The sequence below is a fragment of the Thioprofundum lithotrophicum genome (assembly GCF_055387065.1).
Genome location: NZ_AP042379.1, coordinates 1,791,799 through 1,804,978, shown reverse-complemented (window position 1 = coordinate 1,804,978; position 13,180 = coordinate 1,791,799). Strand labels below are relative to the sequence as shown.

The window sequence follows — 13,180 nt, the reverse complement described above, 5'->3', positions numbered from 1 at the left end:
ATGTTCACACCGCCACCGGCGCCTTGATCGGCGGGTGGCACTGGTAGTTCTCGAGGGTGAAGTCCTCGAAGCGGAAGGCGAACAGATCCTTCACGTCGGGGTTGAGGCGCATGGTCGGCAGCGGGTAGGGCTCGCGGGCGAGCTGGGTTTCCACCTGTTGCATGTGGTTGGAATACAGGTGGGCGTCGCCCAGGGTGTGGATGAATTCGCCGGGTTCGAGATCGGTCACCTGGGCCAGCATCAGGGTCAGCAGGGCGTAGGAGGCGATGTTGAAGGGCACGCCCAGAAAGATGTCGGCGCTGCGCTGATAGAGCTGGCAAGAGAGCCGGCCGTCGGCCACGTAGAACTGGAAGAAGGCGTGGCAGGGGGCGAGCGCCATCTTCCCCTGCGCCACGTTGGCCTGGGGGGAGATCGACTCGTCGGGCAGGTCGGCCACGTTCCAGGCCGAGACGATGATCCGGCGGCTGTCGGGATTGTGGCGAAGCTGGTCCACCACCTGGGCGATCTGATCCACGTGCTCGCCGGAGGGCGTGGGCCAGGCGCGCCACTGCCGGCCGTACACGGGACCCAGATCGCCGTTCCCGTCGGCCCACTCGTCCCAGATGGTCACGCCGTGCTCGTGCAGGTAGGCGATGTTGGTCTCGCCCTTCAGGAACCACAGCAGCTCGTGGATGATGGAACGCAGGTGCACCTTCTTGGTGGTCACCAGCGGAAAGCCTTGCTGGAGATCGAAACGCATCTGGTAGCCGAACACGCTGCGCGTGCCGGTGCCGGTGCGATCGCCCTTCTGCACGCCATGGTCGCGCACGTGGCGCATGAGTTCGAGGTATTGCTTCATGTCTTTGCTTCCTTTGCCTGCGGCCGGCGGTGGGCAAGCCACAGCAGCACGATGCCGGTCAGCACCAGCGGCAGCGACAGCAGCATGCCCATGGTCACCCAGCCGAAGGCCAGATAGCCGAGCTGGGGATCGGGCAGGCGCACGAATTCGATGAGGATGCGGAAGCTGCCGTAACCGATGGCGAACACCCCCGAGACGGCCATGGCGGGCCGGGGCTTCGCCGAGTAGAACCAGACGATCAGGAACAGGACCAGCCCTTCCAGGAAGGCTTCGTACAGGGGCGTGGGATGGCGCGGCTCGGGGCCGGCGGCCGGGAAGATCATCCCCCAGGGCAGATCGGTGGGCTTGCCCCACAGCTCGCCGTTGATGAAATTGCCGATCCGCCCGAAGCCGAGCCCCAGGGGAATCATGGGCACGGCGAAGTCCACGATCTCGAAATAGCGCTTGCCGAACTTGCGCTGACAGTACCACAGCCCGGCCAGCACCCCGAGCAGGCCGCCGTGGAAACTCATCCCGCCCTGCCAGATCCGGAACAGGGACAGGGGATCGTGCAGCAGCACCGGCAGGTTGTAGAACAGCATGTAGCCGATCCGCCCGCCGAGGATCACCCCCAGGCCGCCGTAGAACAGCATGTCGTCCACCATCTGCGCGTTCCAGCCGCGCCCGGCGGGGCGCCTGAGCTGCAGGCGACCGATCCCCCAGGCGGCGAGAAAACCGCACAGGTACATGAGCCCGTACCAGTGCACGGGCCAGCCGAAGACGTGAAAGGCGACAGGATCGAAGTCGACGACCATGGTCTCAGCCCACCCGCGCGAAGAAGGCCTTGAGATAGTCGGTCTCGGCCATGCTCGGATGCACCGGATGATCCGGCCCCTGGTGGCCCTGCTCGAGGATCTGCAGGGGCACGCCGTTGATGGCCGCGGCCTTGCGCAGGATGTCGCGCAGGCTGTCCCGATCCAGATGCCAGGAACAGGAGGCCGAGACCAGCAGGCCGCCGGGGCGCAGCACCTGCATGGCCAGGCGGTTGAGCCGCTGGTAGGCGATAGTGCCTTCCTTCACGTCCTTGCGGCGCTTGATGAAGGCCGGGGGATCCACCACCACCACGTCGAACCGCTCGCTCTGGGCGCGCAGGGCCTTGAGGGTGTCGAAGGCGTCGCCGTGGCGAAGCTGCAGGCGGCGCTCGTCGAACCCGTTGAGGCGGGCGTTCTCCAGGGCGATTTCCAGGAAGGTGGCCGAGCCGTCCACGCACAGCACCTCGGCGGCCCCCGCGGTCAGCGCCTGCACGCCCCAGGCGCCCACGTAGCTGAACACGTCCAGCACCCGCTTGCCGGCCACGTAGCGGCGCAGGCGCTCGCGGTTGAGACGGTGATCGTAATACCAGCCGGTCTTCTGTCCCCCCGCCAGGGGCACCTCGAAGCGGGTGTCGTTCTCCACCAGCGGCACCCGGCCCGGCAGGGTGCCGACCACGGTCTCCACGTAGCGTTCCAGCCCCTCCTGCTCGCGGGCGGGCGTGTCGTTGCGCAGCAGCACCACGGCCGGGTTGCACACCGTCTCCAGGGCCTCGAGGATCACCGGCCGGGCCAGTTCCATGCCGGCGGTGGCCATCTGCACCACCAGGACCCGGTCGAAGCGATCCACCACCAGGCCGGGCAGGCCGTCGCTCTCTCCGTAGCAGAGGCGGTAGAAGGGCGAATCGAAGATCATCTCGCGCAGGGCCAGGGCATGCTGCAGGCGCCGGATCACGAAGGGCGCGTCCAGCGGCTGGGGCACCTTGCGGCTGTAGATCCGCGCACAGATCAGCGTGGCCGGGTTGACCGTGACCATGCCCAGCGGCTTGCCCCGGGCGTCCTCCAGCACCGCCACTTCGCCGGGGGTGAAGGCGGTCAGGGGCGTGGCGCGGGTGTCCACCTCGTTGCTGTAGATCCAGCGATGGCCGGCGCGCACCCGGCGGTCTTCCCGCTTCTTCAGGCGCAGGACGGGAAACTCGGAAGCAGGGTTCACGGCAGGCGGTATCATCGGTCAGCGAGAAAGCGCATAGTCTGCCGGAGATGGCCTCCGCCGTCCATGCGCGCTACAATACCCAAGCATTTTACTCAACAATGAGCCGCCCCATGAACGCCCTCGCCAGCGAAACCAGCCCCTATCTCCTGCAGCATGCCGACAATCCGGTGCAATGGTATCCCTGGGGGCCCGAGGCCCTGGGCCTGGCCCGCGAAACGGGGCGGCCGATCCTGCTCTCCATCGGCTATTCCGCCTGTCACTGGTGCCATGTGATGGCCCACGAATCCTTCGCCGATCCGGCCACCGCCGAGGTGATGAACCGGCTGTTCGTGAACATCAAGGTGGACCGCGAGGAACGCCCGGATCTGGATCGCATCTACCAGAACGCCTTCCAGCTCCTCAACCAGCGCCCCGGCGGCTGGCCGCTGACCGTGTTCCTCACCCCCGACGACCACGTGCCCTTCTTCGCCGGCACCTACTTCCCGCCGACGCCGCGCCACGGCCTGCCCGCCTTCCGCGACCTCCTGGAACAGGTGGCCGACTTCCATGCGCAGAACCGCGACGCCATCGCCGCACAGAACGACCGCCTGCTCGACGCCCTGGCCGCCTTCAACCCCCGCCCTGCGCAGGCCGCCCGCCTCGACCCCGCGCCGCTGGATCAGGCCCGCCAGGAACTGGCCGCCCAGTTCGACGCCGAGCACGGCGGCTTCGGCCAGGCCCCCAAGTTCCCCCACCCCACCAACCTGGAACGGCTGCTGCGCCACCACGCCCTGACCCGCGAGGCCGGCCAGCCCGACACCGCGGCGCTGGAGATGGCCACCCGCACCCTGCGCGCCATGGCCGAAGGCGGCCTGCAGGATCAGCTCGGCGGCGGCTTCTTCCGCTATTCGGTGGACGCGCACTGGACCATCCCCCACTTCGAGAAGATGCTCTACGACAACGGCCCGCTGCTGCATCTCTATGCCAGCGCCTGGCAGGCCAGCGGCGAGGCCGCCTTCCGCGAGGTGGCCGAGCACACCGGCGAGTGGCTGCTGCGGGAGATGCGCGCGCCCGAGGGCGGCTTCTGGTCCACCCTGGACGCCGACAGCGAGGGGGGTGAAGGCGCCTTCTACCTGTGGACGCCGGACGCGGCCCGGGCCGTTCTGGCGGAGGAGGAATACGCCGTGGCCGCAAGCCACTTCGGGCTGGACGGGCCGGCCAACTTCGAGGGCCGCTGGCACCTGCGGGTGGCGCGCACCCTGGCCGACGTGGCCGACACCCTCGGGATTGCCGAGACCCGGGCCCGCGCGCGGCGCGACGCCGCCCGGCAAGGCCTCTTCGCCGCCCGCCAGCGGCGCACCCCGCCGGGACGGGACGAGAAGATCCTCACCGCCTGGAACGCCCTGGCGATCCGCGGCCTGGCCTGCGCCGGGCGCCTGCTCGGCCGCGACGACTTCCTCGAGGCGGCCGAGCAGGCCGTGGACTTCATCCGCGCGCACCTGTACCGCGACGGGCGCCTCCATGCCGGCATCAAGGACGGGCGCCTCAACCGCCAGCGTTTCCTCGACGATCACGCCTTCCTGATCGACGCCCTGCTGGAGCTGCTGCAGGCCCGCTTCCGGCCCGCCGATCTGCGCCTGGCCAGGGAACTGGCCGACATCCTGCTGGCCGACTTCCACGACGATCTGGCCGGCGGCTTCTTCCTCACCCCGTCCGACCACGAGGCCCTGATCCTGCGGCCCAAGCCCGTGGCCGACGACGCCATCCCCGCCGGCAACGGCATCGCCGCCAAGGCCCTGCTGCGCCTCGGCCACCTGCTGGGCGAGCCGCGCTATCTCGAGGCCGCCGAGGCCACCCTGCACTGTGCCTGGGAGACCCTGCGCCAGTACGCCTCGGCGCACGGCGCCCTGCTCGACGCCCTGGAAGAATTCCTGCAGCCGCCGGAGATCGTCGTCCTGCGCGGCGAGGCACACGCCTTCCCCGCCTGGCTCGCGCACCTGCAGGCGGACTACCGGCCCCGCCGCCTGATCCTGCCCATCCCCGCCGGCTGCGACGATCTGCCGGCCTCCCTCGCCAGACACACCGCGCCTGCGAGCGGCGTCACCGCCTGGATCTGCCGCGGCAATGCCTGCCAGCCACCGGTGCACCGGTTGGAGGATTTGCCGGGTTGAATCGCGTGCTCCCTCTCCGAGGGCCGGCTCAAGCGCGATGCCCGGGAAACGAGAAACAAGGTCAATCGAAACCCCAAACCCGCTTTTCCTCGTCCCTCGGCATTCGCCCCTCGGCCCTTATGGTCAGGGCACCCGATAATAATTCTGATTCATCAGATCAATCCCGCACTCGAGCTGGCTGAACCACTCGAGGAAGCGATCCACCATCTTCCTGCCGACGAAGATCCGCCCGTGCTGGGGCACGATCATCTCGATGTCCAGATGGCGCACCATGTTCACCCACAGGCGGCAGACGCGGTTGGAGCCCATGTAGCGTTCGTGGAAGCCCTGCATGGACTTGACGTGTTCGTCGAAGTCCTCCACCGGCTTGCCGTGATCGGCATCCACCAGCGAGGCGCCCACGTCGCCCGAGAAGAGGATCTTGCTGATCGGATCGTAGAAGTGCAGGTTGCCCACCGAATGGAGGAAATGGGCCGGCAGGGCCTTGATCACGCTGTGGCCGAACTTGATGTTGGCGCCCTGGTCGGGAATGCCGACGATCCGCTCGCCCATGCCGCCGCCCTTCATGTACCCGGGCACCAGGTGGGGCAGAAACCGCTCCCAGAGGCGGGAGATCAGAATCTTCGCCTCCGAATACATCAGCCAGCGATCCAGCGAGGTGATGATGTCCGGATCCTGATGGGTGGCAATCACATAGTCCAGCTCCTTGATGGGGCAGATCTTGGCGATGGCCATCTGCAGGGGCTGAAAGGTGAGCTGACCGCCCGGATCGAACAGGGCCGAATGGTGATCGTCGTAGATGAAAAGCTGGTTGGACTGGATCCCGTCCCCGGTGACCAGATCGCTGAACAGAAAGACCTTGTGATTGCCGGATTCGAAAATCAGTTCGGACATGACATCTCCATGAAGTGGGGGGCAAAAAAGCGGCCCGTAGGATAGGCAATCTGGACCGAGTCTTATTGAGCTGGATCAAGAAAACGGCAGAAATGGCGGAGAATGCGGGGGACGGGTGGCCGGGAAAATCAAAGGCCTCTTTCCCGGCTACCCGAACGGCGTTTGCCGGGTCCGCTGCGCTTGACCCGGCCTACGTCCATAGCGTTGCATCGCGGCGAGGGCGCCGCTCCTACCCTCTTTCGGGCTCCTTCTCCGTAGGGCGATGAGATGGTCTCCTCCCCCCCTTAAAAACGGCGTCACGATGCGCCAAGATGGAAGCACTTCACCATCCATCGAAGAAGGAGGAGGAGACCATGAGCAAGATTACGACGGTTGGACTGGATTTGGCAAAGCACGTGTTTCACGTGGTGTGCTGCGACGAGCGGGGCAAGGTGGTGCGCAAGCGGATGCTGAGGCGAGGGCAGGTGCTGGCGTATTTTGCGAACCTGGAGCCGGTCCTGGTGGGGATGGAAGCCTGCGCGAGCGCCCACTACTGGGCGCGGGAGCTGCAGGCACTGGGCCACGAGGTGAAGCTGATTCCGCCGCAGTACGTGAAGCCGTTTGTGCGGGGGAACAAGCACGATTACAACGACGCGCTGGCGATAGCCGAAGCGGTGGTGCGGCCGGAAATGCGGTTTGTGTCGGTGAAGACACCGGAGCAGCAGGACATCCAGGCGCTGCACCGTCTGCGCGAGCGCTGTCTTGCGGACCGCACGGCGCTGGTCAACCAGATACGGGGTCTGCTGGGGGAATACGGGATTGTTCTGCCCAAGGGGGTGAATACGCTGCGGCGTCGCCTGCCGGAGGTGCTGTCGGAGGCGGAGAATGGCCTGAGCGAGTGGTTTCGGCAGCTGTTGTGGGAGAGTTACCGGCGGTTTCAGGAGCTGGACGCGCACATTGCGTTTTACACCCGGGAACTGGAAGGCTACAGCCGCCGGAACGAGGCGGTGAAGCGGCTGCGGGCGATCCCGGGTTACGGGCCGGTGGTGGCGCCGGTTTTCTACAGCCAGATCGGCGACGGCCGGGCCTGGCGGCGGGGACGGGATGTGTCCGCATCCCTGGGTCTGGTGCCCCGCCAACACAGTAGCGGAGGGAAGGAACGGCTGCAGGGGATCAGCAAGCGGGGAGACGGCTATCTGCGCAGTCTGCTGGTGCATGGAGCGCGGTCGGTGGTGAAGGCGGCGGCGGGGAAGGATGACCGGCTCAGCCGCTGGATCAACCGGATCCGGGCGGAGCGCGGCTACAACAAGGCGGTGGTGGCGCTGGCCAACAAGATGGCCCGGATGGGGTGGGCGGTATTGAGGAACAAGACGGAATACCGGGCGGATTACCGCCCGGTCTGAAGGCGGGCAGGGCCCGCGAGGAACGATTTGGAGAGTTAGCCTGCCGACGATTGCGAAGACGCTGTGGCGAGCGATGACAAACAGGTCAGACCGGCGTATCGAAAACCTGCTTGAGCCGTAGGCTGGGACAAGCCGCTAGGGCGATTAGGACGATACGCGCAGATCTCATCGAGGCCAGAGGCGCAAAAAGCCTCACAAACAGGCCGGATATACGAGCGCAATCCTGTCCCTGTCGAAGTTTGGTACAACGTCTTGCAAAACGGGAGGAGACCATATACGGCTCAAGCGCAGCGGAGCCGCCGGGGACGAGCCACGGGGATTGCCATCCGAACGGCGTTTGCTTTTCCCCGCTACCAGCGACCCGTCTGTGCAATCAGGGCCGATAACCGAAGTTCTCCGCAAACCGCTCGAAGAATTCGTCCATGCTGAAGCGGTGGTTCTGGGTGCCGTGGTGTTCGATCTTGATGGCGCCCATCAGGGCGGCGATGCGGCCGGTGGTTTCCCAGTCCAGCTCCCGGAGCAGGCCGTAGAGCAGGCCGGCGCGATAGGCGTCGCCGCAGCCGGTGGGGTCGCTGATGGCCTGCGCTTCGGCCACGGGGATGTCGATGCGGTGCTGCTGGGTGTAGATGTGCGAGCCCTTGGCGCCGCGGGTGACGATCAGGGCCTCCACCCGCTCGGCGATCTCGTGGGGCGAGAGGCCGGTGCGATCCTCGAGCATCTGCGCCTCGTAGTCGTTGACCGCCACCCAGGTGGCCTTGTCGATGAAGTCCAGCAGTTCGGTGCCGTCGAACATGGGCAGGCCCTGGCCCGGATCGAAGATGAAGGGGATCCCCGCCTCGGCGAACTGCTCGGCATGCTGCAGCATGCCGTCGCGCCCGTCGGGCGCCACGATGCCGAGCTTCACGCCCTCGGCGTCGGTCACCCGGTTCTCGTGGGAGAGGTTCATGGCGCCGGGGTGGAAGGCGGTGATCTGGTTGTCGTCCTCGTCGGTGGTGATGAAGGCCTGGGCGGTGTAGGTCTCCACTTCCTTCACGTAGCGCCGGTCGATGCCGCACTGGTCCATCCACTCGGCATAGGGCCCGAAGTCCTTGCCCACGGTGCCCATCGGCAGGGGCGCCTCGCCCAGCAGCTTGAGGTTGTAGGCGATGTTGCCGGCACAGCCGCCGAACTCGCGGCGCATGTCGGGCACCAGGAAGGAGACGTTCAGGATGTGCACCTGATCGGGCAGGATGTGGTTCTTGAACTTGTCGTGGAACACCATGATGGTGTCATAGGCGAAGGAACCGCAAATCAGGGCAGACATGGCGTGACCTCTTGGTTTTCGTTTTTATGCCGCTGCGACATGAATCATTCCGCAGGTCGGGCTTTAGCCCGACACGTCGGCCTGATACCCAAGGGGCACACTGAGGCCGACCTACGCCGGATATTCCTGTAGGAGCGGCGCGAGCCGCGATAAGCACGTAGCGGGTGGCTGGGGACAGGCATCTGGGAAAAGCGTTTGGTTTTCTCAGCCACCCGCTACCCGCAACCCGCTACCGCCCCATCGCGGCTCGCGCCGCTCCTACGGCGTTCGTCAACCGGACCAGGGCCGGGGCCCATCCCGCAGTCCGGCTTTGGCCCGACACGTCGGCCTGAAGGCCGACCTACGCAAACCGCTGCCACGCAATCAGGCCCCAGATCACCAGCACATTGAGCAAACTCACGAACACCGCCGCCGAGCCCATGTCCTTGGCGCGGCCGGACAGTTCGTGCAGTTCGTCGCCGAAGCGATCCACCACGGCTTCCACGGCCGAGTTGAGCAGCTCGACGATCAGCACCAGCAGCAGGCTGCCAGTGAGCAGCGCCCATTCCACCGGGGTGCGGCCGAGCCAGGCGGCGGCCGGCAGCAGCACCAGGCACAGGGCCAGTTCCTGGCGGAAGGCCGATTCGTGGCGCAGGGCAGCCTGCAGTCCCTTGAGCGAGTAGCCGGTGGCGTTGAGGATGCGGGTCAGGCCGGTAGCGCCGGGTTTGCCCATGTTCTTTTGTCCTTGGTAACCAACAGGCTGTTGAAAAAGCGTCCCTGGGCTTTTTCGCCGGAACGGGAAACGCCTGGCCGATCCCTCTCATTTTCCGGCGACACGTGTAGGTCGGGCTTCAGCCCGACACAACACCGCCAGCTTCGTTGTAACCTGTCGGCCTGAAGGCCGACCTACGACAGCGCCGACAATCGGCGAGACACGACGGCGAGCGGGAACAGGCTGTCCGGGTTGGATGCGTTAGCTTACCCCGATTCGCCGTCGTCCGACCACACCAGATCCAGCTCCCGGGCCGCCTTCACGTCGTCGAGGCGGCGCACCGGCAGGGTCCAGGGCGCGCCCTTGAGCTTGTCGGGCTCGCGCTGCGCTTCCTCGCGCAGGGTGGCCATGATCTCCACGAAGCGATCCAGGGTGGCCTTGTCCTCGGTCTCGGTGGGCTCGATGAGCAGGCATTCGGGCACCAGGAGCGGGAAGTAGGTGGTGGGGGCATGCACGCCGTAGTCGAGCATGCGCTTGGCGAAGTCCATGGCGGTGGTGCCCCACGCTTTCGCCTCGCGGCGCAGGGTGATGATGAACTCGTGGGTGGCGCGCCGCGCGGGATAGGCCGCCTCGAAGCCGGCCTCCACCAGTTTCTTCTCCAGGTAGTTGGCGTTGAGGGTGGCGAAATCGGCCACCCGCTGCATGCCCTCGCGGCCCAGCAGGCGGGCATAGACGTAGGCCCGCAGCAGGATCCCGGCATTGCCCATGAAGGTGGACAGGGGGCCGATGCTCTGCGGCCGGTCCTGTTCCGTGAGCAGGCGGTATTCGCCGTCTTCCTCGGCCACCTGGGGCACCGGCAGGAAGGGCGCGAGCCGCTCGCTCACGCCCACCGGCCCGGCCCCCGGCCCGCCGCCGCCGTGGGGCGTGGAGAAGGTCTTGTGCAGGTTCATGTGAATGACGTCGAAGCCCATGTCGCCGGGGCGCACCTTGCCGAGGATGGCGTTGAGGTTGGCGCCGTCGTAGTAGAGCAGGCCGCCGGCGTCATGCACGATGCGGGCGATTTGTTCGATGTTGCGCTCGAACACGCCGAGAGTGGAGGGATTGGTGAGCATGATCCCGGCGGTCTGCGGCCCCACGGCGGCGCGCAGGGCCGCCAGATCCACGTCGCCCTGATCGTCGGTGGGAATCTCCTTCACCTTGTAGTTGCACATCACGGCGGTGGCCGGATTGGTGCCGTGGGCCGCGTCCGGCACCAGGATTTCGGTGCGCGCATCGTCGCCCCGGGCTGCATGATAGGCGCGGATCATGGCCACGCCGGCGAACTCGCCCTGGGCCCCGGCCATCGGCGCCAGCGACACCGCCGCCATGCCCGTCACCTCGCGCAGGATCTCCTGCAACTCGTACATGCAGGCCAGAAAGCCCTGGCTCAGGCGCGGCGGACTGGCCGGATGCCGATTGAGGAATCCCGGCAGCATGGCCAGATCGTTGCAGCCCCGCGGGTTGTACTTCATGGTGCAGGAACCCAGCGGGTAGAAATGGGTGTCGATGGAAAAGTTCTGCTGCGACAGGCGCGTGTAATGCCGCACCGCCTGCAGCTCCGACACCTCGGGCAGGCCGGGCTTCGCCTTGCGGCGCAGGGATTCGGGAATGTCGTGCAAATCGTCGTCCTGCGCGGGAAGCTGCGCCGCGTTGACGCGCTCGGGACGGGCGTGTTCAAAAATCAGCATGATCTTTTTACCTGGGAGTTACTGCAAATAACACGGAGGACACGGAGAACACGGCGTATGCTGCTATGAACTCCCCGAGTTTCGGCAGCCGTTGGAAAATCACAAGCACTCACACATCTCCGTGACCTCCGTGTCTCCGTGCCCTCCGTGTTCCTTCCACCGCACCCGCTACTCAGCCGAGCGCCTTGAGGGCGGCTTCGTAGTCGGGTTCGTCGGCGATTTCGGGGACGAGCTGGGTGTAAATCACCTTGTCGTTCTCGTCCAGCACCACCACGGCGCGGGCGGTGATGCCGGCCAGGGGGCCGTCCTGGATGAGCACGCCGTAGTCCTTGGCGAAGTTCCTGTCGCGCATCATGGACAGGGGCACCACGTGGTCGAGGCTTTCGGCAATGACGAAGCGGTTCTGGGCGAAGGGCAGATCGGCCGAGACGATCAGGAACACCGTGTCGCTGCGCTGGGCCGCGGCTTCGTTGAACTTGCGGGTGGAGACGGCGCAGGTGGGGGTGTCGAGGCTCGGCACGATGTTGAGCAGTTTCTTCTTGCCGGCGAAATCGGCCAGGCTCACGTCGGCCAGATCGGTGTTGGTGAGCCTGAACTCGGGGGCGGTGCTGCCCACGGCCGGCAGTTCGCCGTTGGTGTGGATTTCGTTGCCTTGCAGGGTGATGGTGGCCATGGCGTTATCTCCTTTTGTTCAGTGGCGAGGGACGAGTGGCGAAGAACCCCTTTCTCCACTCGATGGTCAATCCGCTTTCAGGCCGTCATTCTGTTCGGTGTAGCGAGGCGGCGCAGGTGGTCGGCGAACAGGGCGATGTCGGCCGCGGTCTTGGTTTCGGTGGCGCACAGCAGCAGGCTGTTGCCCAGCTCCGGGTAGTCGGCCTCCAGGGGCACGCCGGCGACGATGCCTTCGGCGGCCAGGGCGTCGCGGATCTCGGCCACGGGACGGTCGAGGCGGAACACGGCTTCGTGGAAGAAGGGCGCGTCGAACTGCTTGTGCACGCCGTCGATCCCGTCCAGGGCGGCGATCAGGCGGCGGGTGTTGGCGTGGCTTGAGGCCGCCACCCGGCGCAGGCCCTCGGGGCCCATCAGGGCCAGGTAGAGGGTGGCCGCGGTGACCAGCAGGCCCTGGTTGGTGCAGATGTTGGAGGTGGCCTTGGAGCGGCGGATGTGCTGTTCCCGGGCCTGCAGGGTCAGGGTGTAGCCGGTCTTGCCGTCGAGATCGGTGGTGCGGCCGATCAGCCGCCCCGGCATCTGGCGCACGAACTTCTCGCGGCAGCAGAGGAAACCGAAATACGGCCCACCCGAGGAGAGCGGCACGCCCAGCGGCTGACCGTCGCCGCAGACGATGTCGGCGCCCGTCTCGCCCCACTCGCCCGGCGGCCGCAGGATGGCCAGGGCAGTGGGATTGACCACGGCGATCACCAGCGCGCCGTGGGCGTGGGCCCAGTCGGTGAGGGCGTCCACCTCTTCCAGGGCGCCGAAGTAGTTGGGCAGGGGGATCACCACCGCGGTCACGTCGCCGGGCTCGGCCGGCAGGGCGGCGGCATCCACAATGCCGTGTTCGGGGGCGTAAGGCAGCTCCTCGAGCACGATGCCCTGCTGGTGCACGAGGCTGTGCACCACCCGGCGATAGGCCGGATGCACGCTGCGCGGCACCAGGATGCGCTTGCCCTTCGACTTGCGGTTGGCGCGCACCGCCATCAGCACCGACTCGGCCAGCGCCGTGGCGCCGTCGTAGAGGGAGGCGTTGGAAACTTCCATGCCGGTGAGGCGGGCCATCATGGTCTGGTATTCGTAGAGCAGTTGCAGGGTGCCCTGGCTGGCCTCGGCCTGGTAGGGCGTGTAGGCCGAGTAATACTCGCCGCGGGTGGCGATCTCCCACACGGCGGCGGGAATGTGGTGCTCGTAGGCGCCGCCGCCGGCGAAACACAGGCTGCGCTCGTCGGCCGCCGCGCGCGCGCGCATCAGGCGGCCGACGTCCATCTCGTTCAGCCCCGCCGGCACGCCCTCGAGCCCGCCGGCGCGCAGGCCGGCCGGGATTTCGTCGAACAGATCCTCGATGGAGCCGACCCCGATGGCCTCGAGCATCTGGCGGACTTCGTCTTCGGTATGGGGGATGAAGGGCATGAAAGACCTCGGTTTTTCACATGTGGCGCAACCACCGTATCGCGGCTTGCGCCGCTCCCACGATCAAGCC

At 66.6% G+C, this 13,180-nt stretch carries 11 protein-coding genes; 2 read left to right on the top strand and 9 right to left on the bottom strand.

Annotation, left to right across the window (positions count from 1 at the left end; all coding sequences use genetic code 11):
* Positions 1-4: 4 nt before the first annotated feature.
* The 3 genes from ACZ5BH_RS08490 to ACZ5BH_RS08480 are packed head-to-tail and all read right to left on the bottom strand — an operon-like array spanning position 5 to position 2,839.
* On the bottom strand, positions 5-838 hold the full coding sequence (locus ACZ5BH_RS08490) for a thymidylate synthase (protein ID WP_464888825.1): 834 nt from the start codon (positions 836-838) through the stop codon (positions 5-7).
* Positions 835-1,632: a prolipoprotein diacylglyceryl transferase gene (gene lgt / locus ACZ5BH_RS08485; protein WP_464888824.1), complete on the bottom strand. Its 798-nt coding sequence runs from the start codon at positions 1,630-1,632 to the stop codon at positions 835-837. Before lgt ends, ACZ5BH_RS08490 begins: the two co-directional genes overlap by 4 nt.
* A 4-nt stretch (positions 1,633-1,636) precedes the next feature.
* Entirely contained in the window at positions 1,637-2,839 is a 1,203-nt protein-coding gene (locus ACZ5BH_RS08480; RefSeq protein WP_464888823.1) for a class I SAM-dependent rRNA methyltransferase, read from the bottom strand.
* 110 nt (positions 2,840-2,949) lie between these two features.
* Between ACZ5BH_RS08480 and ACZ5BH_RS08475 the strand changes: the two genes are divergently transcribed.
* Positions 2,950-4,989, top strand: a complete 2,040-nt coding sequence (locus ACZ5BH_RS08475; protein WP_464888822.1) for a thioredoxin domain-containing protein — start codon at positions 2,950-2,952, stop codon at positions 4,987-4,989.
* A gap of 123 nt (positions 4,990-5,112) precedes the next feature.
* Here the strand turns inward: ACZ5BH_RS08475 and ACZ5BH_RS08470 are convergent, their stop codons facing one another.
* Complete coding sequence (locus ACZ5BH_RS08470) at positions 5,113-5,883, bottom strand: oxygen-binding di-iron domain-containing protein (protein WP_464888821.1); 771 nt, start codon at positions 5,881-5,883, stop codon at positions 5,113-5,115.
* Between the two features lie 353 nt (positions 5,884-6,236).
* On the opposite strand from ACZ5BH_RS08470, the gene ACZ5BH_RS08465 reads away from it, so the two are divergent.
* Positions 6,237-7,265: an IS110 family RNA-guided transposase gene (locus ACZ5BH_RS08465; RefSeq protein WP_464891200.1), complete on the top strand. Its 1,029-nt coding sequence runs from the start codon at positions 6,237-6,239 to the stop codon at positions 7,263-7,265.
* Between the two features lie 373 nt (positions 7,266-7,638).
* On the opposite strand, the gene ACZ5BH_RS08460 is transcribed toward ACZ5BH_RS08465, so the two are convergent.
* The 5 genes from ACZ5BH_RS08460 to gcvPA all read right to left on the bottom strand — a co-directional run bounded on the left by ACZ5BH_RS08460 (position 7,639) and on the right by gcvPA (position 13,110).
* A complete protein-coding gene (locus ACZ5BH_RS08460) occupies positions 7,639-8,568 on the bottom strand; it encodes a carbohydrate kinase family protein (protein WP_464888820.1) in 930 nt (309 codons plus the stop codon).
* Positions 8,569-8,908: 340 nt separating this feature from the next.
* Positions 8,909-9,280 (bottom strand): diacylglycerol kinase, encoded by a 372-nt coding sequence (locus ACZ5BH_RS08455; protein ID WP_464888819.1) that lies wholly within the window; start codon positions 9,278-9,280, stop codon positions 8,909-8,911.
* Positions 9,281-9,525: 245 nt separating this feature from the next.
* Positions 9,526-10,986: an aminomethyl-transferring glycine dehydrogenase subunit GcvPB gene (gene gcvPB, locus ACZ5BH_RS08450; RefSeq protein WP_464888818.1), complete on the bottom strand. Its 1,461-nt coding sequence runs from the start codon at positions 10,984-10,986 to the stop codon at positions 9,526-9,528.
* 172 nt (positions 10,987-11,158) lie between these two features.
* A complete protein-coding gene (gene tpx, locus ACZ5BH_RS08445) occupies positions 11,159-11,659 on the bottom strand; it encodes a thiol peroxidase (protein ID WP_464888817.1) in 501 nt (166 codons plus the stop codon).
* A 77-nt stretch (positions 11,660-11,736) separates the two neighbouring features.
* Positions 11,737-13,110, bottom strand: coding sequence for an aminomethyl-transferring glycine dehydrogenase subunit GcvPA (gcvPA, locus tag ACZ5BH_RS08440; RefSeq protein ID WP_464888816.1), 1,374 nt, complete (start codon positions 13,108-13,110; stop codon positions 11,737-11,739).
* Between the last annotated feature and the right edge of the window lie 70 nt (positions 13,111-13,180).